Origin of the sequence: Paenibacillus sp. FSL R7-0026 (assembly GCF_038004485.1) — a bacterium.
Lineage (GTDB): Bacteria > Bacillota > Bacilli > Paenibacillales > Paenibacillaceae > Paenibacillus > Paenibacillus xylanexedens_A.
Map to the genome: position 1 here is coordinate 6518333 of NZ_JBBORG010000001.1, position 22035 is coordinate 6540367.

Genomic DNA, 22035 nt, shown 5'->3' on the forward strand with positions numbered 1-22035 from the left:
ACATTGATATAGATGAGTAACGATGAAAGAAGTGGACTACGTGAAGCCAAAATACCAGGTCATCATTGATGATATTAAGAGTCATATCCTTTCGGGGACATATAGTATAGGTGAACAGATCCCAACCGAGTTGGCATTACAGGAAAGCTACACCGTAAGTCGCCAGACGGTGCGGAAGGCTATTTTGGAGTTATCTAATGAAGGGTTTTTACGAAGCGAAAAGGGGTCAGGAACCTACGTTAGCAATCAGTATCGATCACGATCAGGCGGCAATACGTCAAAGAAAACGATCGGTGTGATCACGACATACATCTCGGATTACATCTTTCCGTCCATTATCCGCGGCATTGAGAGTCGTCTGAATGAGGACAACTACTCGTTACTGCTGGCCAGCACCAATAATGATGTGGCACAGGAGAAAAAAGCCCTCGAAATGATGCTCTCCTACGGCGTGGATGGCTTGATTGTCGAACCGACCAAAAGTAATCTCTACAACCCAAACATTGCATACTACCTGTCCTTCAAAGAGCAGGACGTGCCGTTTACGATGATTAATGCGTTTTATGAGGAGCTGGAGGTTCCGTTCTTCTGTCTGGATGACGTGCAGTCCAGTTATCTCGCCACACGGGAATTGATCGCCAAAGGCCATACCCAGATCGGCATTATTGCGAAGATGGATGATCTACAAGGCAAGTACCGGATGAAAGGGTACATCAAGGCGCTGGGTGAAGCGAAGTTACGGTTCCATCCTGAGCAAGTGCTTTCCTTTGATACCGCATCGAAACCAGAGTTATCTTCTAATGTAGCAGCGTATCTGGACGAAAACAGAGATGCGCTCACTGCGATCGTCTGTTACAACGATGAGGTGGGACTGGAGGTCGTGCACGCCTGCAGGCAACTGGGCATCTTGATCCCGGATGAGTTATCCATCATTGGACAAGACAATTCGTATATCGCCAAGAACGCCAACATCAGGCTTACAACGCTAACCCACCCCCAAGAACAAATGGGCCGCGATGCTGCCGACTGGGTGATCAAGAATCTGCAAGGCAAAAAGGATCTGCCCACAAACACCTACTATCAGCCGGTACTGGTTGAGGGAGAGACGGTGAAGGAGATCGAAGTGGAATAATATTGTTGTGGGACGGGTGGTAAGTTGTTACCGGGCGTTTCTGTCCAACATACTTAAAGAAGGCCGCGAGAATATCTGCGGCCTTCTTTGTTCTTGTTCAATATAATGAGGGATTAACTTCTTCTTACATATACATATACATCTTCTCTAATCGAAACTACTTCGCCTGATCCGCTTCTTCGCTTACCAGACTTACAACGACGCCTTTCTTCTCCAATTTTTTCACAACCTGCTCTGCACGCTCATTCAACGGATTATTAGCCAAATATACCTCTGTTAGATGTGGGATGGTTTCGAGCACTGAAATATCCTCAATGAGGTTATCTTCTACATATAGATACTCCAAGGTTGGATGGTTCTTTAAAGGTGTCAGATCTTGAATTTTATTATCATTCATAATAACCCATTCCAACTTTAACTTCTGAAGAGGACTTAGATCAGTCACCTGATTCCCACTGGCGAGTAGACTGGTTAGCTTACGCATATTTTTTAATGGAGCCAGGCTTTTGATTTTGTTATCGTCCATAACCAGATTTTGCAGATTAGTCAGACCTATAAGTGGCGAGATATCTGTAATCTGATTGCCTTCAACAGCTAAGAACGTCAATTTCTTTAACTTGTTGAGTGGTTTAATGTTTTTTATATTTTGACCAGGCAAGAATAAATCCGTCATATTAACGGCATGTTCAAGACCTTGCAGGTTAGAAATCTTACTTTTTGTTTCCATAGCATATAGGGATTTTAATTTTTTCAAATCGGCAGCCTTTATTTCCTTCTTAGCCGACATCTTCAAATCTGTCCGAATAACTTTGGCCAAGACCGGGTCCTTAATAAGCGAAGACGCAGCCAAAACGCTTGTTGACGGTAATAATACAAAAACCAAACAAAGTACGATCAACTTTTTGATGATTTGATTATACATGTAGAATCTCCTTACATTATTTAATACTACAAATATACCATGATCTGGAATGTATTACATGGATATTATCTTCATCCTAATTTAATAGAACCCCTCCTGCTCTCATCCTATAACTGTTCCGTTAAGAACGGATAATGGAATAATTCATCAAGGAATGTAACCCTAATATAATATGGGTGTTTACAATTTTTTTATTGACACTGCCTTTAATAAAAAGATATATTTATTGATGTTGATAATCATTATCATATGTATAAAACGTTTTATATATCTATTTTTATACATCTCAATGGATGTAATTGATCAATCAGGATGTTAAGCACTACCTAATACAATTTATGATTCAGGAAGGGGAAACACATGAATACAAAGAGAAAGTTTCCATTAACGGCGTTACTGATTTCACTGATCTTTATCCTGGCATTGGTAGGTTGTGGCAACCAAACAGCTGAGCCAGCAGCAACTCCTGCTGCAAGTGATTCGGCAGCTCCAGCTACAGAATCACCAGCCGATACAGATGAGAATGCCGGATATCCAATTACGATTAAGCATGCACTGGGCGAAACGGTTATTGAGAAAAAGCCTGAGCGTGTAGCTACTGTACAATGGGCCAACCAAGATGTCGTTCTTGCACTTGGACAAGTTCCTGTAGGTTTCTCGGCAGCTAACTTTGGTGTTCAGGATGACAGCGGACTGTTGCCTTGGACAGCTAAGAAACTCGATGAACTCGGTGTAACCGACCCGAACGTTTTCCAAGATACAGACGGACTTGATTTTGAAGCGATTTCCGATTCCAATCCAGATGTTATTCTTGCAGCATACTCCGGTATCACTCAGGAAGACTACGATCTTCTTAGTGAAATTGCTCCGGTTGTAGCTTACCCAACGGCTCCATGGGCAACGACATGGCGCGAGCAGGTTACTTTCAATGCGAAAGGTATGGGTATGGAAGCAGAAGGCGAGCAACTGATCAAAGATACAGAGGCCATGGTCAACGAGAAATTAGCCGCGTATCCTCAGATCAAAGACAAAAAAGTAGTTTGGGTTAACTTCTCCGCTGAAGACATGTCCAAACTTCATATCTATACACCTGTCGATTCTCGCGTATCTTTCTTGGGTGAGCTGGGATTGGTTGTCCCCGAGAGTATCACAAGCCAAATTACAGACCCTAACAGCTACTCCCTGAGCTTAAGTGCAGAGAATGCTGAAGCCCTCAATGATGCAGATATCCTCGTTGGATACGGAGATGCTGAGTTGCTGAAAGCTATTCAGGCTGATCCGCTGCTGGGTAAAATCCCTGCGGTTAAACGTGGTTCCGTAGCATTCATTGAAGCAGACACACCATTGGTTGCTGCTGGAACGCCAAACCCACTGTCCATTTCCTATACTATTGATGATTACCTGAAATTAATTAGTGGAGCCATCGATAAAATCAATGAATAGTACATCGCTTTCGAACGATAATCGAATACGAGCACATGTCCCCAAGAACTTCATCTTGGTGTTAATCATTTGTTTCATCCTGCTCGCTGCAACTCTGATTGCCTCACTGGTCTTTGGTTCTAGACCCGTGAGGTTTCATGAGTTAATCGACGGATTATTTCACCCGGAAGTAGACTCTTATGGGGCAAACATCGTGCGCAAACGAATCTCCCGAACAGTCTTCAGTTTGTTATGCGGGGTAGCACTCGGCGTATCAGGAGCACTTATGCAAGCCGTTACCCGGAACCCACTTGCCGACCCAAGCATATTGGGCGTCAACACAGGGGCATCTCTGTTTGTGGTGATCGGTATTGCCTTCCTGAACATCAGCAGCGCCAATCAATATATCTGGCTGGCACTGGCCGGAGCTGCAATAACGGCTGTGTTTGTATTCGGAATCGGCTCAATGGGGCGTGGCGGAGCCACGCCCATTAAGCTTGTTTTGGCCGGAGCGGCCATCAGCGCCGCGCTCTCCTCACTCGTCACCGCCATTATGATCCCTCGTTCGTATGTCATGGACCAGTTCAGGTTCTGGCAAGTGGGCAGCGTAGGATCGGCAACCTGGAGTGGAATCAGTACGTTCATCCCGTTCCTGGTCATTGGGGTACTTATTGCGTTTCTTACGGCTCCGGCACTAAATGCGCTGGCGCTGGGTGACGATGTTGCAACAGGACTCGGTGTTCGCACAGGAACACTTCGATTCATTGCGGCTCTTGCAGGGGTTTTATTATGCGGAGCAGCTACTGCTCTTGCTGGACCGATTGGTTTCATCGGATTGTTATCCACCCACGTCATACGCCTTATACTGGGGCCCGACTTACGTTTTGTCATACCGATGTCAGCCATAGCTGGAGCGATCATTCTAACGATATCCGATGTCGGTGGCAGACTCATCAGCAACCCTGGAGAGCTTGAAGTCGGAGTTGTTACCGCATTTATAGGTGCTCCAATATTAATCATCCTTGCGATGCGATCGAAAGTGCGTTCATTATGAGAGATCAAGCGATTGAATTTATTATGGCGGGCAGACGTCATCGACGTCGCCGCTGGATACTTGTCACCAGTCTTCTTGCCATACTTGCATGTGCTCTTTGCTGCGCCATGCTTTTGCTTGGCAACACAATCTATCCGGTTAAAGATGTCATCAGCTCCCTTTCGGGAGAGAAGATCAAAGGTGTGTCTTTTGCCGTAAATACGATACGTCTACCAAGAATGCTTACAGGTCTCTTTGCCGGATTTGCCTTCGGTATTGCAGGTTATACCTTCCAGACCATGTTGCGGAACCCGCTGGCGAATCCAAATGTCATCGGGATCACGTCAGGTTCAAGCGCTGCGGCTGTGTTCTGTATCGTTGTGCTTCATGCAAGCGGAGCCATTGTTTCCCTGGCTTCAGTGATTGCAGGTCTGGCTACGGTGTTGTTCATATATGTACTCTCCAGAGGAAAAGTATTCTCCATCGGAAGGTTAATACTTATCGGGATCGGTATTCAAGCCATGCTTGATGCGGTAATCTCCTATCTCCTACTGGTTAGTTCTGAAAAGGATATCCCTGCCGCAATCCGATGGCTCACAGGTAGTCTGAATGGTTCTCAGATGAGTGCACTACCACCTCTCGTGATTACCGTACTGATCTGCTCACCCATCATCATGATGCTGGGCAAACACCTCAGTATATTGGAACTCGGAGAACAATCGGCGTTCTCACTAGGTGTAGACACGGACAAGACCAGAATTGCACTTATTGTCAGTTCAGTCTGCATGGTTGCCATCGCTACGGCGACTACAGGCCCGATTGCCTTTGTCTCCTTCCTTGCGGGACCTATTGCGAAGAGACTCGTAGGTGTTGGTTCTTCGAACATTATCCCAGCAGGTCTGGTTGGCGTTAATCTGGTTCTAGCCTCAGATCTCATCGGACAGTTTGCTTTTGAGTACAGATTCCCCGTAGGCGTCATTACCGGATTACTCGGAGCACCGTATCTGATCTTCCTGTTAATCCGAATGAATCGTAAGGGGAGTTATAATGAAACCGACACATGTATTTGAAGCGAAACAACTCGTTGCGGGATATGAAAATAAAATCATTATCCACGGTGTGGACATCGTTATACCAAGTAATCAAATAAGCGTCATTATTGGCTCTAACGGTTGCGGTAAGTCTACTCTTTTGAAAACGATGGCCAGGCTCATTAAGCCTACATCCGGCAGTATTACGCTGGACGGCAAAGCCATCAACAAGATTCCGCCCAAACAATTGGCTCGTGTGATCGGATTACTCCCGCAGTCTCCCATTGTTCCAGAGGGTATTTCAGTAGCGGATCTAGTTGGCCGCGGAAGGTTTCCACACCAATCCTTGTTCAGTGGCTGGACCAAGAAGGATTATGAGGCTGTAGCCGAAGCCATGACCATTATGAACATTACCGAGTTTGCCAATCACAATATTGATGAGCTTTCAGGCGGTCAGCGTCAGCGCGTCTGGATTGCCATGGCGCTGGCGCAACAGACGGATATCCTCTTTCTCGATGAGCCGACGACCTTCTTGGACATCACGTATCAAGTCGAGATTCTGGACCTGCTTACCGAGCTGAACCGCAAACATGGAACGACTATTGTGATGGTACTGCACGATATCAACTTATCGGCACGGTATGCAGATCATATCTTTGCGCTTCACACCGGAAAACTTGTGGCTGAAGGCGAGCCCGCAGAGGTGATAACCGCCCCACAGGTCAAAGATATTTTCGGATTGGAATGTACGGTTATTGAAGACCCCGTCTCGGGATCACCGATGGTGGTGCCTAAAGGGCGATATCATGCGAAATAGACAAATAGCGGCAGTTGCGACAAAGATCCCTTGTCCTAACTGTCGCTATCTTATTTCGGTCCACCACACCTCTTCCTCAGACATGCCGATTCCCTGAACCATTATTCTTATCTCTACCCATTGCTTCACTCTCTTGGCTGTTATGAGCTCCGATCAAACATCCACTCAAAAGTGAGGGTACACCAAAAAGCCATACGGATGATGGTCCGTACGGCTTTTTAGCGATTTTTCTTATACGTAAACACATGCGTAAATGATGAATGACGCTGCAAATGTTACTTCCAAAGCTCTTCAGCAATTTCCTTAATGAAGGCAAGCTTGCGCCATTGCTGTTCCTCGGTCAGATGGTTGCCTTCTTCCGTGGAAGCGAAGCCGCATTGTGGACTCAGGCAGATTCGATCCAGATCAACATATTGTGTAGCTTCCTCAATCCGTTTCAGGATATCTTCCTTGTTCTCCAACTCTCCGAATTTGGAAGAGAAGAGGCCAAGTACAACCTGCTGATTGTCCTTCAGGAAACGAAGTGGCTTGAAGTCACCAGCCCGTTCCGTATCAAACTCCAGATAGAATCCAGAGTAGTTATCGATGCTCAGAAGTGTCTGCGCAATCGGCTCGTAACCGCCACCGACTCCTGCAAACGTTGAAACATAATTACCGCGGCAGACATGAGTGGTTACCACGAGGTCTTCCGGCAGGCCTGATACCACATCTTCATTCAGTTTTGCGAGTTCGTTTGCGTACTCTTCCACATTAACGCCAATCTGCTCCATCACTGTGATGAACTGTTGGTCACACAATGCACCCCATGTGCAATCATCAATCTGGATGCTGCGGCAGCCAGCTTCATAGAAAGCCAGGATGGATGCTTTGTACGCCCCAGCAATGTCCGAGAGAAGCTCTTGGCGGTTCGGATAGATGGCCTGTGTGCTTTCTTTATTATCTGCCCGGTCCAATTCGAATAGGAACTGGGCTGCTGCTGGAATGGATTGACGGGCAACAACGTCTTCCCCAGCCGCTTCTTTCAAGAAGGCATAGTGCGCTACAAATGGATGACTGCTGTAGCTGATTTTGCCGCTCAGACGGGCTGTTTCCGGTCTGGATGTCGCACCGTTGAATCGGTAGCCTTCCTCAATGATCGTCCGCTCTACACCATCCAGGCCCCAGAAGAAGTCCAGATGCCACCAAGAGCGGCGGAATTCGCCGTCCGTTACAGCCTGAAGTCCAACCTCTTTTTGCTTCTGTACAAGTTTCACAATCTCGGCATTCTCCACTTCATTCAACTGTTCCGTGGTAATTTCGCCGTTCTGGTATTTTAATCGGGCATCTTTCAACGCACTCGGGCGTAGGAAACTGCCCACAATATCATATCGAAATGGAGTGACTGTTCGTTGTTTAGGTTCTGTTTGTAGGCTCATAGTTTAATCTCCCCGTTTATCATTATAGAATTTAAATATAACATATCCGATCGGAATAGCTGTTCTACAAAAGAGTTATAGCCCGCTATAGGTATAAGCTATAGCGGGCTATATTTAAGGAGACTCTATATACAATCATGTATCAATCTTATCTGACCGGGTACCCGGAACAGGATCTCAACATCTATGAACTCAAGTCAACGTAAGAACGATCTGATCCCCGGAACGGGTAATTTTGTAGATCCCCTCTTGCATATCAATGCCATAATGCTTTTTCAGCAACCACTTGGCGTTGAGATCTGTCTCGACGACCACTAGATAATCATAGCCGCTCAGAAGGTTATCCATATTATCCTCATAGAACAACACAATCCCGTCCACATGAGGAGCATACAAGAAATACTTTCCTACATATTGCATGTAATAGTTCGTGACCTGTTGATCCCTGTCTGAGGCGTAGAAGAGATATCTGTTATTATCCTCTTGCCCACCTGTGTACCACCGATCACCAGTAACCGCATGAATCTTGTAAGGGAGCGTTGTATCATAGCTTTGGGAGATAGACACGATACCATTGTATTCGGACAAAAGGATAGTGGCAGCAACCGCCATACAGCCGATAATCCCTTTTTGATAATGACCTTTCGTCTTGACCGTCTTAAAGGATTGATAATCAGGCACCTCACCGATCCGATAGTGGAATGATCGCTCCAGGTCGATCGCAGCGCACAACACCAGCCCACCGGCGAACAGCACCACGATACTCGATGCATAACGCTCAAATCCAGCCAGGACAATGGCTTCATCCAATGGCATGGAGAAGAGATACAGTGCCAGAATACCCGCATAGTACAGTAACAGAACAACGTCCAAAGCAATTAATGCTTTCCATAAGTTCCACTTCTTCTTAAGCACAACGATGGCAAATACAGAAGCTGCGATCGCGATAAGTTGAAAAAGTACAATGCCGAGCACAGGCCTGGACGTGATATCTATGCTTGATTTCAAGAAGAGCGTCAGAATCTCCCATTTCTGTTCTCCCGTCTTACCTGCTTTGATCACCGAGGCTGTTCCCTCGAACTTGTTATTAATGCCTTGGAACACCGTCGCCATTCGCCAGCTCCAGCCGAAATACGGAAGTAATGAACCACCAATGGTACCCAGCACAGCCAGTCCGACTTTCCAGTTCGAGCGCTGCCCATTTCTCAACCACGTATACACCAGGAAGATCAGGCCGATTGCGGCGAAAATAATCCCTGTGCTTTTGATGATGGTCAGCAATCCGGCAAGCGGAAGAACAACAATACATGCCTTTTTGATCTTATGACGATATTGGTAAATCACCGCCAGGATCGCGAGTGCGTAGATCGGAAGCAAGAAATCCACGAGGAGATTGGTGATCCGAATCGTCAGATTGAAAAAAGAAAGCGTAGATAACCCGAGTCCGAGAAAAGCGTACAGAAGAAAACGTTTCTTCTCTGAAACAATGCCAAACATGGCATAAAAACATGAAAAGATAAGCAGACCTTGTGCCAAAAGCATCACGGACTGGGAATGCCCCATGAAGCGACAGACATAATAAATAAATGACGAAGTCCCAAGCGGATAGTTTTTAAAATCAATCAGATTGGAGTCTGGCGTCGGAAAGGCATTTGTACTCAACATCTGCTTCAATACAATAGCCCAGTGCGAGAAATTATCGTAGTGTGTCAATTGATTTTGGAACAGAATCAGCAAAAAGATGAACGTTAAGCCCAGAAAAGAAAACTGAAATAACGAGAACAATACATTCGGCTTGGTCCCTCGTCGGACAGCTCGAACCAGCGTATCTCTAAAAAGGAACAAGCCGAGTATCATCACGATAATACTTCCTATAAAGAGCTGACCTGCCAAGCCAGCGAAATATACGATGCAGGCAATCGAGGAAAACACAAATACAGGGATAAACTCCCACCGTAGTGCAAGTGTCTTCCGAACAAACTGCATATAACCAACAAAGGAGATTATCAATAAAACTCCCATCACAAAATGAAGCACAATGAGCATCTTTATCTCTCCTAACCCTCTCTGGTGGAACGATCGGAATGTGGCTGAATCAAATCAGTCAGCAATTGGTCGATCAAGCCCTTCTCCACAATATCATCGATATTCTCCACCGAGAGAAGCACTTCGCGCTCACGGGCTGTCGTTTTTCCCGTATGTTGCAAAATGACCTCAATATTACTCTTCGTATAAAAAGTAACGACCGCTCCTGCCGCAATATCACCTTGGAATCCCGTCGCGGAGAAGAAACGATAATTGAAGCTGCGCAGCGTACAGCTAGCATCATTGGTGAAATGAACTGGAAGCTGAAGGGAAAGCCGCGGCATTTTTCGCTGATCCGATCTGGGTTGAACAATCCGTTTTTTCACATTGCGAAGCATATCGTCATAAGCCGTATCCCACAGATTCATCTGCTCTGGCAAGGAGTGTTTACGGTCGTAGATGATTTGCATATATTGGCGGTTATCATGTTCATCGACCGGCTGAACCGTTGCCGAGTAACGCCAGCCCTCTCCATCCTGTTTAACATAAACGATGACTGCATCGAGGTTGGCCTCATATCGCTCGGTTTTGACGACCAGAGAGATGATCTTCTGCTCAGCCAAATAAATGGGATAGGGAACATAGAAGGCAATCCCTTGTTCAGATACATCCACCGTTTTGGCCCGATATCGCAGATTGTTGGCTTGGTCGTGAATCGTGACATCTTCCTGCGCCCGAATCCGTTCTGTCTCCCGATACGCACGACGCCCGATCATGAAGAAAAGGGCGTAACACAGCGCAATCATGTTATGAATCAGCCAGAAAATAATGATACTGCTGAAGAACAGCGCAATGCCGTACTTGCCATTGACATACCGAATCACGGCAGCAATGGATAGCAACAGCAAGAAGATATGCGGAAGTGCATATAACAGAGCAGACATCCATTGTCGACCGCTCGCTCTGCTTTTGTTGGTAACTTTGAACTTTTTCTCACGAATGCCCACCGTCTCCAGGAGAACCGGCCAGATCAGATAAGGCATAAATATGGTATCGATAACCTGACTCCATCGCTGATTCCGAATATTGCTGGACAGATATCGCATGGATAGACTATAGAAGAAATAAGATGGAAGCCAGAATATTAAGATCTGCCAGAAGGTTGTATTTACAATCTGGAAGTCGAATAACGCAAACAAAATAGGCGCCAAAATGAAAATCAAGCGGTTAAAGAAGGACCACCAGTATAAGAAACTACTCAAGTAGGTTACTCTCGTCCAAAAGGGAAGCTTCCCCGATATGGGTGCACGCGTATTCTGCAGGCTCTGAATGATACCCCTTGCCCAGCGAATCCGTTGCTTAATCATGCTCTTCACTGTTGTTGTTGTCTGCCCGGCAGCTTGAACTTCTTGAGTCGCATAGGTAATATAACCTTCCTGCTGCAAGCGGATGCTTGTCTCAAAGTCCTCGGTGATCGTATTAAGCGGAAAACCTCCGATGTCTTCCATACCCTGCCGGGAAATGATCGTATTACTTCCTGTATAGGCTACCGCATTGGAGGCATTACGCAGGATGTTTACTTCTCTGGAGAAGAAATCCTGTTCATTAGGGATGCCTTGCTCTGCATACAGGTTAAACTGGAAGAGATCCGGATTGTAGAAGCTCTGCGGGGTCTGTACCAGACCAAGCTTGAACTTAGGGTCCATCTCGTCCTCTCGGCGAGGACGCCATACCTCATTCTCCTTAATAAACGTGGAGAGCATGAAATAGGGTACCGTTTTCATCAGGAAGGTGTGCTGTGGAATCATATCTGCATCAAACGTTGCAATGAGCGGAGACGAACTTTTGCTTAGAGCATTGTTCAGATTACCTGATTTGGCATGCTTATTGCCGGGGAACCCCAGATATCCCACGCCAAACTGTCTGGCAAGCTCCTCCACCTCAGGTCTTGCTCCATCGTCACAGAGATAGATATGAACCTTCTGCTTGTCCGGGTAATCCATGAACGTACAGGCATTAACGGTTTTATATAACAGATCAACAGGCTCATTATGCGTAGCAATAAATACATCCACATCCGGATAATACTCCGGCGGAACGATTGGAAAGTCGAGCTGTGTACGTTCTTTTTGCATCTTTTGAAAGAATAATTCAAAGGTTGTCAGTACGGTGACCGTTTCAGCCACAATCAGCAGCATACCAAAAATGACGTTCAGAACGCCCTCACCCCATGGCAACGTAAAGAACGTACGCCATACCAAATAAATCGACATCAGGATCATCGTGATGACAAAAAAGATATTCTGCCTTTTTTCGTTTTGCACTACAGCTGCTTCCTCCTTGCTGCAAATACCCATCTTCGCTGCAATTGGAAACTGAGCAGGAACAGCAAGGCATCACAGACGAATTTCGCCAATTTCTCATCTACGAAGAGAACGGTATGGAATATATATACACCGGTACTGGAAAGCAAGATCACCACTCCGCATAACGTCAGATAGCGCCATAGACTTCCCTGGCTATCCTCTTTGCGAAATACAAAGTGTCTGTTCAGTACATAGTTGACCACAATGGAAATCACTCTCGCAATCACAGTTGCAAGCAGAATTCTTAGATAGTGCTGCTCACCCAATATGGGCCGCAACGCGTCGATCAAAAACCAGGCGATACCCAAATCCACAACAGAACTGGCCACCGATGATGAAATGAACCGCAGAAAATTGGAGAACAACACACCCATTACCCGGGTACTATCCTGGATTGCTTTAAAATGAGTTCCCGCATTGCCATTTTCATAAATGACTTGGATTGGCATGGTATGAATCGGTATGCCAGACTGAATGCACGAGATGAGCATCTGAAGCTCATATTCAAACCGAATACCGCGTACATCCTGCATAAACGCAAGTAACCTGGGACCGAATGCACGAAGCCCGGTCTGGGTATCCGATAGTTTCTTTCCATATAGCATGGCAAAAATAAAAGAGGTCATCCGATTGCCTAACAGGGACTTTGGCGGTATGTTTCCTTCACTGAAGTTCCTTACCCCGAGCACCAACGAGTCTGGATGAAGCCTTGCTTCTTGGGCTACACGGTAGACATCCTCAGCTGCATGCTGTCCGTCTGAATCAGCGGTTACAACGAAGGAAGATGCATCGAATTGCTGAGCAATATACTGAAAGCCGGTTTTGAGTGCCGCACCCTTCCCTTTATTTTCCGTATGTGTCAGCAGAGCACAACCGTTCTCACGAAGCTCCTCAAAAATCGACTGATAGGCATCGCCTGATCCATCGTCCACAATAACAATATTGCTGAAGCCATACTCTCGCAATTGCCGTACATAGGCTGGAAGTTTCTCATCCGGTTCAAGTGATGGAATAAGGATGATCGTTTCGCCGTTTTGTTTACCCATAATCATCGTGATAAGCCTCAATTCGACATATTTCCACAAATTCTTTTTTGAATATTGTGAGTATAACATCGAAAAGGCATACAGTAAACGAATAACTTGTATATATATTGGTAAAAAAGTTGCACTCTTTTATAAGCTAATTCATAGGCGAAAAATACTAGTTGAATACTAGTTGAGGTTAGTCTAGCACTACTCGAACAATTGCACATTTGCTCTCGTTTCAGCATATGTACCAGCATGGCATGCAGTTGTCCACGGTTGTGATAGAAGTGTACCTGCGTATCCAGAAGCCACTCGAAGCGTGAATGAACGCCTCCCCAGAATGCAGTCATTTCTCGCAAAAGTTCATCTTCTGTCTCCATCGACCGATTGGACATGCATCGACTTACAAATCTGGACGAATGGCCACTTATGCGGATCACGAATTTGAATTAGAATTACCGTAGACGATTGAAAAAGGCTGTGATTCCAATGTTATTCGAAAGAGACAAATGGTTGCAGTATGGCATTCTGCGCGATGAGCCCTCTCTTGCAGAACGGTTGCCAGAAACACAGTTGCTTGAGAAGGATACGCTAACGAAGATGCTTCTTCAATATCCCAGCGTTGTACTGAAGCCTCGCAATGGGAGTTACGGAAGGGATATTCTGTTCATTAGACGCGACGGTGCAAATGCCTATCGTATTCAAAATGAAAATAACACGGTCACCATGAGAGACAACGATCAGTTACTCGAATGGCTCGAACAAACAAACAAAAGTGATGAATATATTGTCCAAAAGCGACTGCAGCTTGCTCAAATTAAACACAGGCCGTTCGACATTCGGATCATGGTTCAGCGCAAAAAAGGCTCCTCGTCCATTTGGAACGTGACAGGTTCCTATGCTAAAGTTGCAGCACAGGGATACCAAGTCACCAATGTGAATAACCAACCCATTCCAGTGCTTAAGGCACTGAGACTAGCTCGAATTGGAGACCGGCGCTTACTTGTCAAAGCGGAACAAGTTGCACGATTAGCTGCCAAACGATTGGGAGAGCATTACCCTATGCTTAGACAAGTTGGATTCGATATAGCCATCGACAAGAAACGGCGAATTTGGATTATCGAAGGCAATTATCAACCAGCCTTACGACCTTTCCGACTTTTGAAAGATTCCTCGATGTACCGAAGAATATTATGGTACAAAGAACATTAAAGCAAAAGAAGACGACCAGCCTTTTACTCATGGCCAGTCGTCTCTTCCTGTTTAGTACCTGTTCTTGATATTAACCCTCTTCGGTTATTTCCGGCATTTTCTAATCGCACTTGTAACACGTGTCACTCGGAACTGATTTACCCCTACCTGTATAATGGCGAACTGGCTGTACGAAGTACCAGAAGAGGTATACGGTTCAGCCTCAATATTTCCACTCGGTGTTCTAACCGTCGCGGTGATTCTAGTTACCAGGCACACACCACGGCCGGAAGATCTCCAAGTCTCATCACGCTGAACACTATATCTATCGTTGCTACAAAAAATGGATGCATACTCCACTACTCCACTCGCATTAAACGAAGTCGAGTTATAGATCTGAACAGGGTCATAACCACTAGGTGCTCCAGGTCTTCTATTTCCCATTCTCAAAACCTCCTTTTTATTGATAATCTATTAGATGCAATTAAATAGTTTTGGTGAGGTATAAATGTGGACAAGGCAGAAAAAGTGTGTTTGTACAGTGGTCGCAAACAACAAAAAGAACCACCCTTTACTGTACAAAGGTGGTTCGAGAATTATAGTCCTATTATCATAATCATCTTATTCAGCCAATTGAGTCGAAACGGTACATAATAGAAGGTCAAAACTCTCCAAATTGCAGATGCTTCTATTCTGCTGCCTCCGCCAACCATGCTTGCATAGCCGGAGATTCCGCCCGATTCAAACGTAAGGCAATTTCTGTATTGATCTCATCTGGTGGCATGACTTCAACAAGGACACATACGGACTCTCGCGGTTGATTTAAGGCAAATACGCCTTCATCATCGAGCATTTTCATCGCCAGCTCCATAGCGTTCAGCCTCACATCCAACTCGCGATTCCAATCATCATTCTCCAGTTCCGCAATGTAAGGACGCTCGTTATATCGTTGTTTGACATCGTCAAAGTGATCATCCCCAAAACAACAATAGGGCGAATCCGCATACGACCATTTGATGAGATCAGCAATCGTGGATACCGGTGTATCACTTTCCTCTGCTTGCCTAGCCGACTCCAACGCCAGAGCTTCCCACGACCAGGCAGAGATGCTTGGCGCATGTCCTTCGCCAGTAGTGTATAACGTACAATAATAGTAACGTTCACCATTTTCAAAAAGAGTACAAAAAGACGTTCTGGCGGCAGCGGCGATCTCTATGGCCAGCGTCTCTATTTCTTGCATTGGCTTCACGATTAGAGTTCCCCTTTCCATTCGTTGATCATTTGCCCCTTCGATATGAATTGGCTATTTGGACTAGATACCAGACCCCCGCACCCACAAGGGCAGCAAACACCAGATTGATGCAGCCGAACACGATGAGTGACTTTGCTTGGCCTGGACCAATCCGGAAAGCCGTAACAAGCTGGAAGACAGCAGGTAGCAAAAATGCCAGCCAGGAGACGGTTATAAGCTTTTCTGTCCTGAAGCTCCACCATACCGCTGAACATGAGGCGACTAGCAGTACCCAGGTACAGATAAGCTTTAGGGCGAACATCATTTCGTCCCCTTCCTATTTCCCATGAATCACAAGTCCATATTTACTGAATATCCACGATTGGCTCAATCCGTGCACTGCATCATGGCTTATACGCACAGAGGGCTTTTGCTCCTTCATCGCATCTGCATCAAGGGCTGAGAAGCGAAGGGGTTTGGTCATTTTTTTGATAGAGTCTCTTATTTCATCGAAAAACGCATAGGTCAGCGGCTTATGGTCCCGGATATCCTCATACATATAGTACTTTCCTTTTTCATCTTCCACATTAACTTGAAAACCTTTCGGAAATGAAAGTAAGATACACGGCAGTTCATCCTCTGCCCATTGTCCGTGATATGGAAAAGAAACACCTTCATTTCTCACAAAAAATCCTGAACTTTCTTGATCCGATGCAATAGAAATAGAGTAAACAAAGAAGGGATGGACGTCATTTCTCTTTTCTCCTGCCACAAAATACTGATAGAACGTCTGATACTCCTCGTACACCTGATTATAATCATGCTCTGTTCGGGCAGCATTGGTACGATAGAATTGTGCTTGCCGATGCTCCAAAAGCTGCAAAAGGCTTTTAAACTCTTCAGGAGTGATGAAGAATCTCAGTTTATAGAATCCACTATTCTTTAATTTGTCCATTTTTTTTCGCCCACCGCCCTGTTTAGAAATGTTATGCCAATGACCTTAGCGGTTCAGGTTTACCCACCGCTCTTCCTCATCTCTATCTCTATATTGAGCGTTAATTCATCCGCATCCATTCTTATATATCAACTATATATGTATCTTATTTCCATTATAGTGATTACCTTTCCTGAGTCTACCTACTTTACACCTGAATTTTGCGAATGAACTTTGAAAAGGTAACGAAATATCAGGAACATTGCGCCTGTACGCGAGAAAAAGACATCCGTGAGGTGAATTCCAGACTACCCACCTAGTGAGGATGGGAGCACGCCAACATCTCGTAATCAGCACAAATTAGCCGTACGGATGATCACCCGTACGGCTAATTTTGACTTATTCAGCTTTGCGAATTTGGAATTGTTAAGGTTTAACTACAGACAGAAGAGACTCATTCCCCTCAGAGATCACCGTTACATCTGGAGCAAACGTTGCATCACTTACATGTAACGTTTCTCCAAGTTCCATAGCACTAATGTCAAATTCAATCGACGTTGGCAAGTGTCTCGGCAATGCCTCCACTTCAATAGAAGCTAATTGAACTTGCACGACACCGCCCTGCTTTGTGCCAATCGGTGTGCCGTTGAACTTGACAGGAATTTTAGTGCGCATGATCTCATTGGTCTGCACCTGTTGAAAATCCACATGAATCAAATCCCGTGTAACCGAATCACGTTGAAGGTCTTCCAATAATACGGTCAATGGGCCTTTCTCTTCAAACTGCAATTCAATAAAACCAGACGCTCCTTGCTTCAACCATTTTTGAAATTCTATTGTTGGAATATGAATCATCTCATTCTCCGTATTTCTGCCGAAAACAATACCTGGCAAACGCCCGGATTTACGTAGATCCCTAAGTCGAGAAGAATTTAATGGAATGCGGGTCTCCGCCTGAAAACTAGTAGTCATGCTATGTTCGCTCCTCTTTATTAAATGATATTTTTACATTTTTCATACTCATCCAACCATCCCCTGTTGGGGCTAAAGAGAGAAACATAGCATCACCACCTCCATATACGATCCAATTGATTTTAAAATACATTTAATGTAAGCACCCATAATATACATGAAGGCACTCTACTCCGAAGAGTAGAATGCCTATGGGATGCTTCAACCCTATCATAGAAACATAGATTTGTCGATTTAACCCGAAGTAAATGACAGAACATCGTCTATCACCTCTACACTGCATATGGCAGAAAGGGCCCTTCCTTTGTCAGGAAGAGCCCCTATTAATATAAAGTTTGAATAAGTTCTACATTATGAAGCTTTTGCTGCAACAGCTTTTTCAATTAATGCTTTTGCATCGTTAGTAGTAAGACCTTGTTTAGGTTGAAGTGATTTTTTATCTGTTCCAGCAAAAATACCTTTGTCAATCAATTTTGCCATAGGTTTAATTGCATAGGCAGACACCAATTTACCATCTTCAAAACTAGCAATAATCGTAGCAGCGTCTTTATCAGTCGCTTGATCTTTTACCAATTTAGCAAGAATGGTAGCAGCTTCTTCACGCGTGATATCCCGATCAGGATAGAAGTTTCCACCATAACCTTGGATGAATCCAGCATGCGTAGCTTCAGCAATCGCATCTGCATATGCAGCATTAGCCGCAACATCCTTGAATGCAGGTGCTGTAGCTACTTCGTTTAATTTCAACATGTCAACCAGAGCACTTACAAATTCAGCACGAGAAATGACTTCTGTTGTTACAGGTGTTTCTGTTGGCTCGGTAGATGCAGCCAGGTTTGTGATACGTCCTTCATTTTTAGCTACGATGCTACCGCCTTTATACGTGTCTACGATGTATTGGTAGAATACATCCAGATCGATAGGACCTGCCAGGGAAGACTTAGCATCCAGCAGCACTTTATAGTTATCTCCACCTGCAGCCATAAAGTTGTTAACTACAGCCGTATATGTTTTTGCAGGATCAATCGTTGTTCCATCTTCCAGACTAAGACCAGTAACACGTTCTGCGACTGGCTTATTGAAATCTGCAGTGTATTTCAAACCAGAGATTTGGAGTGTTTTGGTATTAGGTGTACCGTCAGCATTGGTACCCCATTGCTGCTGCAACAAGGTTTTAACCTGTTCGCCAGTCAGCTCAAGTTTTACTAGAGTGTTACCAAACGGTTGGATTTTGGCAAGATCAGCAAAGGTCACATCGCCTTGTGGCAGATCCGCACGAATACCGCCTGGATTCATAAATGCAAAGTCAGCAGCACTGGCCTTATCCCCAAAGTCTGCTTCACGCATTGAATCTGCAATGAGGTTACCTAGAGGGGCTTCGTTATTATAAGCATCTGTACGGGTAACAGAACCATCCGTTGTACCTACTGGCTTCGTCAGTTCAGGATGCTTGTCTAATGATTTTTTAATAATCGCTAAAGATTCAGGGTCTTCTTTTACACCCTCTTGGAAAGTCGTTGTAACAGTCGCTGATTTTTCAGTTACATCCCCGGTAACAGGGTCAATCATCAGCTTGATATCTTCAAACGCCGTACCATAGGAATAAGCTTGAACGATCAACTTTCCATTCACTTCACCGTTAGCCAATGCATGATTGTCACCTGCAACGATAACGTCAACAGGGGAATCCGCCGGTAAAGCTTTTGCCAGATCAGCTGCTTCTCCAGTAGTTACGCCTTCTTTGGTTGTTGCTGGATCATGTGCCAAAACAATGATCGTTTCTACACCTTGGTCTTGCAATTCTTTAGCATATTTATTAACGGCTTCCACTTCTTCTTCTGCGCTCAAGAAACGTACGCCAGCTGTCCCAGATGGAGATACTTTGGCAGGTGTGGATTTCGTCACTAGTCCGATAAATCCAATTTTGACTCCGCCCACTTCTTTAATCACATACGGCTTAATCAATGTTTTTCCTGTGGCAGTTTCAATCACGTTTGCATTGACGTAATCAAATTTTGCACCGGCATGCGTTACTTTTCCTTCTTTTGGATCAAGGCCACCAAAGATTTGTGCTTTCAAAGCAGCGACACCTTGGTCAAATTCATGATTACCCAAGGAGCCTACATCAAAGCCCATCATATTCATCCATTCCATGGTAGGCTCGTCACGATCCAAAGATGAGGCTGGAGCAGATGCACCAACAGAGTCTCCATTATGGAAGAGTAGGGAGTGTTCATATTTGGCTTGCGCTTCTTTGAGATAGGTTGCTAGAATTGGAGCCGTTCCTGCCTTCTTATCACCCACGATTGATGTGGTATCTAACTGACCGTGGAAATCATTGATTCCAATCAAGTGTACTTCTACATCGTTACCTGCGGCAGAGACAGAACCTGCTGCGCCCAATAGTTGCGTGAGTAATAGTGCAGCAGTAGCTACACGCAGTGTGCTTTTACCCAAAACTTTTTTCCAAAACATGAATGAAAAAACCCCTCTCCAATTTTAGATCCTGAGATATTTTACCATAGTTCAATTCATAAAAATCATTAAATATATAAAATGGATGTAAAAAAGTTGAGAGATTGATAGAGGAGATGAATACCTATGTCTCGATCTGCACCAAAATCAGTGTTTAGCTTCAATTTATTCAAGCGATTAATAGGTTTTTTTCTGGCTAAGGAGACGAGAAGTTATGACACATCGGACGTAAGTGATAGATTCAAAATTTCATATAGAAAAATATGGCTTTTATATTTTTTGTTGCTATAATGGAAAATAAAGTATGTATTTTCACCTGATGATGCAACTCCTCTACTAAAGAAAACTTAGCTTCGATCTCCTAAAACACACATTCCATTACATAATATGTATCAAAGATTTTCACACTTTCTATTAAAGGAGGTGACCGTTGGTTGGGAGCATTTTAGATCTTGGTTCCCGTTTTACACCAGATGGGGACGTGTTACATCACCGCTCCTGACTGAATGCAACGCAGAAACAGGCAATAGCTGTAAGGATTTGTTGTTCTATGCATTTAGCTTTAACCATTATAAGAAAAATAGGAGCGTGTCCAATGAACAAACGACTTTTTCCCAGATCTTTTCGCATTCTTATGGCTTGCTTGTTAATTCTTGCATTTGCCGTACCAGCAACAGCTTCTGCTGGCTATCTTGGAGATAAACTCACGATCGGCCAAAGCATGGCGAAGGGTGACTATCTCACCTCCCAAGATGGTAGATTTTCAGCCATCTGGCAAAATGACGGGAACTTTGTTATCTATCAAAACGGTTCTTCTCTCTGGAGTAGCGGAACTAGTAACAGTGGGGCTCTTTCGTTCAATTTTGAAACACAGTACGGGAAACCTGTCATCTATAAATATGGCATGAAATATCAAGACGTTTATCAATATGGTTATCGTTATGGCTTCAACCCGGCTACAGGTAAATTCGAATATTACACCGGTTGGGGATGGGATAAAGTTTTGATGATTGATACTTCTGTACAGGTAGCTGCCTGGTCTCCCAATACCACCTCATGGATTCCAGGTCATCACGGGAGCAGCTTACCAGCTAACACAACAGGTGACACACTGATCATGCAAAGTGATGGGAATTTAGTTCTCTATAACACAACCCTGACCAATGATTATTATCCGAACAGTTGGATCCCTGTCTGGGCTTCCAATACGGGTGGGCGCTAAAATTAGAGGGAGAGCCGCATGGCGCGCGGCTCTTTTTTGTTTCCCAAGGAAGTTGATAGATTGCTGATGCGTAGCAATGGATATCTACATACAAGAAACTTTAACAAGTATTTATCGTAGTAAATAGAATAATTAACATATACAGGATGTGATTGTTTGACAGGAATTATAGGTGTTGTAGTCTTAATCATAGGAATAATTACGGCGATTTGGCCTTACTTTGCTTGGTATGTTCGACTGGGATGGAAGTTTAAAGATGCGGAGCCAAGTGATTTAGCATTAAATGCTGGACGGATCTCAGGTATTGTCTTAGTGATAGTCGGTTTTATACTGATCGTTTCAAGTTGCTCCACAGGAAGCGGAGCGGACAGCAAATGGGCGGAACAATTTAAAGAGAAACTGAATGCAGGGCAAGTAAAAGAAATCAGTATTGGCATGATTAATCCCGAAATATTAAGCGAAGAAGAAAAAAATACGGTTATCCAAATGATAAAAGATGCAGAACTTAGACCTTTTGATGCAGGTGATGCTTTTGGATCGAACAATGCTGGAAAAATTACATTTATAGATGAAACGAGCCTGGACATCGTTATTTTCGGACCATCTGGAGGAATCGAATTGCATCCAAAGTTTACCGAGACGGAATTTGAGATAATGAGCGAAGAGTTAAAAAATTGGTTTCACACCAATTATAGTGATTAGTAGTGTCATAAAACTTTTAAAATTGCCCTCCAAGCAAAAAAGGATCTGGAAGCTTACTTCCAGATCCTTTTTCCATATTGAGGCTTCGAATTCTTATTGTCACATCAGACCCTAATG

General features: G+C 44.5%; 18 protein-coding genes. 8 read left to right on the forward strand and 10 right to left on the reverse strand.

The features are described 5' to 3' along the window. Nucleotides 1–40: 40 nt before the first annotated feature. On the forward strand, nt 41–1132 hold the full coding sequence (locus MKY44_RS28505) for a GntR family transcriptional regulator (protein ID WP_341009967.1): 1092 nt from the start codon (nt 41–43) through the stop codon (nt 1130–1132). Nucleotides 1133–1289: 157 nt separating this feature from the next. Here MKY44_RS28505 and MKY44_RS28510 read toward each other — a convergent pair whose 3' ends face one another. Continuing rightward, nucleotides 1290–2054, reverse strand: coding sequence for a leucine-rich repeat domain-containing protein (locus tag MKY44_RS28510; RefSeq protein ID WP_341009690.1), 765 nt, complete (start codon nt 2052–2054; stop codon nt 1290–1292). A gap of 360 nt (nt 2055–2414) precedes the next feature. Here MKY44_RS28510 and MKY44_RS28515 point away from each other — a divergent pair, with 360 nt between their 5' ends. Genes MKY44_RS28515 through MKY44_RS28530 form a run of 4 tightly spaced genes read left to right on the forward strand, consistent with a single transcriptional unit; the run spans nt 2415 to nt 6357 of the window. Then, complete coding sequence (locus tag MKY44_RS28515; protein ID WP_341009691.1) at nt 2415–3497, forward strand: iron-siderophore ABC transporter substrate-binding protein; 1083 nt, start codon at nt 2415–2417, stop codon at nt 3495–3497. After that, nucleotides 3490–4530: a FecCD family ABC transporter permease gene (locus MKY44_RS28520; protein WP_341009693.1), complete on the forward strand. Its 1041-nt coding sequence runs from the start codon at nt 3490–3492 to the stop codon at nt 4528–4530. The genes MKY44_RS28515 and MKY44_RS28520 overlap by 8 nt, the downstream gene beginning before the upstream one ends. Continuing rightward, nucleotides 4527–5579 carry a FecCD family ABC transporter permease gene (locus MKY44_RS28525; protein WP_341009695.1) on the forward strand — a complete coding sequence of 351 codons (1053 nt, stop codon included), beginning with the start codon at nt 4527–4529 and terminating at the stop codon, nt 5577–5579. The genes MKY44_RS28520 and MKY44_RS28525 overlap by 4 nt, the downstream gene beginning before the upstream one ends. Then, nucleotides 5557–6357, forward strand: coding sequence for an ABC transporter ATP-binding protein (locus tag MKY44_RS28530; protein WP_341009696.1), 801 nt, complete (start codon nt 5557–5559; stop codon nt 6355–6357). The genes MKY44_RS28525 and MKY44_RS28530 overlap by 23 nt, the downstream gene beginning before the upstream one ends. 275 nt (nt 6358–6632) lie before the next feature. On the opposite strand, the gene MKY44_RS28535 is transcribed toward MKY44_RS28530, so the two are convergent. The 4 genes from MKY44_RS28535 to MKY44_RS28550 all read right to left on the reverse strand — a co-directional run bounded on the left by MKY44_RS28535 (nt 6633) and on the right by MKY44_RS28550 (nt 13215). Beyond that, nucleotides 6633–7772, reverse strand: coding sequence for a 5-methyltetrahydropteroyltriglutamate--homocysteine S-methyltransferase (locus tag MKY44_RS28535; protein ID WP_339298655.1), 1140 nt, complete (start codon nt 7770–7772; stop codon nt 6633–6635). 192 nt (nt 7773–7964) lie between these two features. After that, complete coding sequence (locus MKY44_RS28540; protein ID WP_341009698.1) at nt 7965–9818, reverse strand: hypothetical protein; 1854 nt, start codon at nt 9816–9818, stop codon at nt 7965–7967. A gap of 11 nt (nt 9819–9829) precedes the next feature. Further along, nucleotides 9830–12121, reverse strand: a complete 2292-nt coding sequence (locus MKY44_RS28545) for a glycosyltransferase family 2 protein (protein WP_341009700.1) — start codon at nt 12119–12121, stop codon at nt 9830–9832. Further along, complete coding sequence (locus MKY44_RS28550) at nt 12121–13215, reverse strand: bifunctional glycosyltransferase family 2/GtrA family protein (RefSeq protein WP_341009702.1); 1095 nt, start codon at nt 13213–13215, stop codon at nt 12121–12123. The genes MKY44_RS28545 and MKY44_RS28550 overlap by 1 nt, the downstream gene beginning before the upstream one ends. Nucleotides 13216–13680: 465 nt before the next feature. Here MKY44_RS28550 and MKY44_RS28555 point away from each other — a divergent pair, with 465 nt between their 5' ends. After that, nucleotides 13681–14403: a YheC/YheD family protein gene (locus MKY44_RS28555; RefSeq protein ID WP_341009703.1), complete on the forward strand. Its 723-nt coding sequence runs from the start codon at nt 13681–13683 to the stop codon at nt 14401–14403. An 84-nt stretch (nt 14404–14487) separates the two neighbouring features. Here MKY44_RS28555 and MKY44_RS28560 read toward each other — a convergent pair whose 3' ends face one another. The 5 genes from MKY44_RS28560 to MKY44_RS28580 form a co-directional block, all read right to left on the reverse strand. Continuing rightward, complete coding sequence (locus MKY44_RS28560) at nt 14488–14826, reverse strand: hypothetical protein (protein WP_074092858.1); 339 nt, start codon at nt 14824–14826, stop codon at nt 14488–14490. 244 nt (nt 14827–15070) lie between these two features. Beyond that, a complete protein-coding gene (locus MKY44_RS28565) occupies nt 15071–15622 on the reverse strand; it encodes a DUF4303 domain-containing protein (RefSeq protein ID WP_341009969.1) in 552 nt (183 codons plus the stop codon). A 328-nt stretch (nt 15623–15950) separates the two neighbouring features. After that, a complete protein-coding gene (locus MKY44_RS28570) occupies nt 15951–16568 on the reverse strand; it encodes a hypothetical protein (protein WP_341009705.1) in 618 nt (205 codons plus the stop codon). Nucleotides 16569–16973: 405 nt separating this feature from the next. Next, entirely contained in the window at nt 16974–17519 is a 546-nt protein-coding gene (locus MKY44_RS28575; RefSeq protein WP_341009707.1) for a 50S ribosomal protein L25, read from the reverse strand. Nucleotides 17520–17870: 351 nt separating this feature from the next. Further along, entirely contained in the window at nt 17871–19994 is a 2124-nt protein-coding gene (locus MKY44_RS28580) for a 5'-nucleotidase C-terminal domain-containing protein (protein WP_341009709.1), read from the reverse strand. 595 nt (nt 19995–20589) lie between these two features. Here MKY44_RS28580 and MKY44_RS28585 point away from each other — a divergent pair. Together MKY44_RS28585 and MKY44_RS28590 are read left to right on the forward strand one after the other, a co-directional pair. Next, on the forward strand, nt 20590–21216 hold the full coding sequence (locus MKY44_RS28585; RefSeq protein ID WP_341009711.1) for a hypothetical protein: 627 nt from the start codon (nt 20590–20592) through the stop codon (nt 21214–21216). 156 nt (nt 21217–21372) lie between these two features. Next, a complete protein-coding gene (locus MKY44_RS28590; protein ID WP_341009713.1) occupies nt 21373–21918 on the forward strand; it encodes a DUF6199 family natural product biosynthesis protein in 546 nt (181 codons plus the stop codon). The last annotated feature ends 117 nt before the right edge of the window (nt 21919–22035 follow it).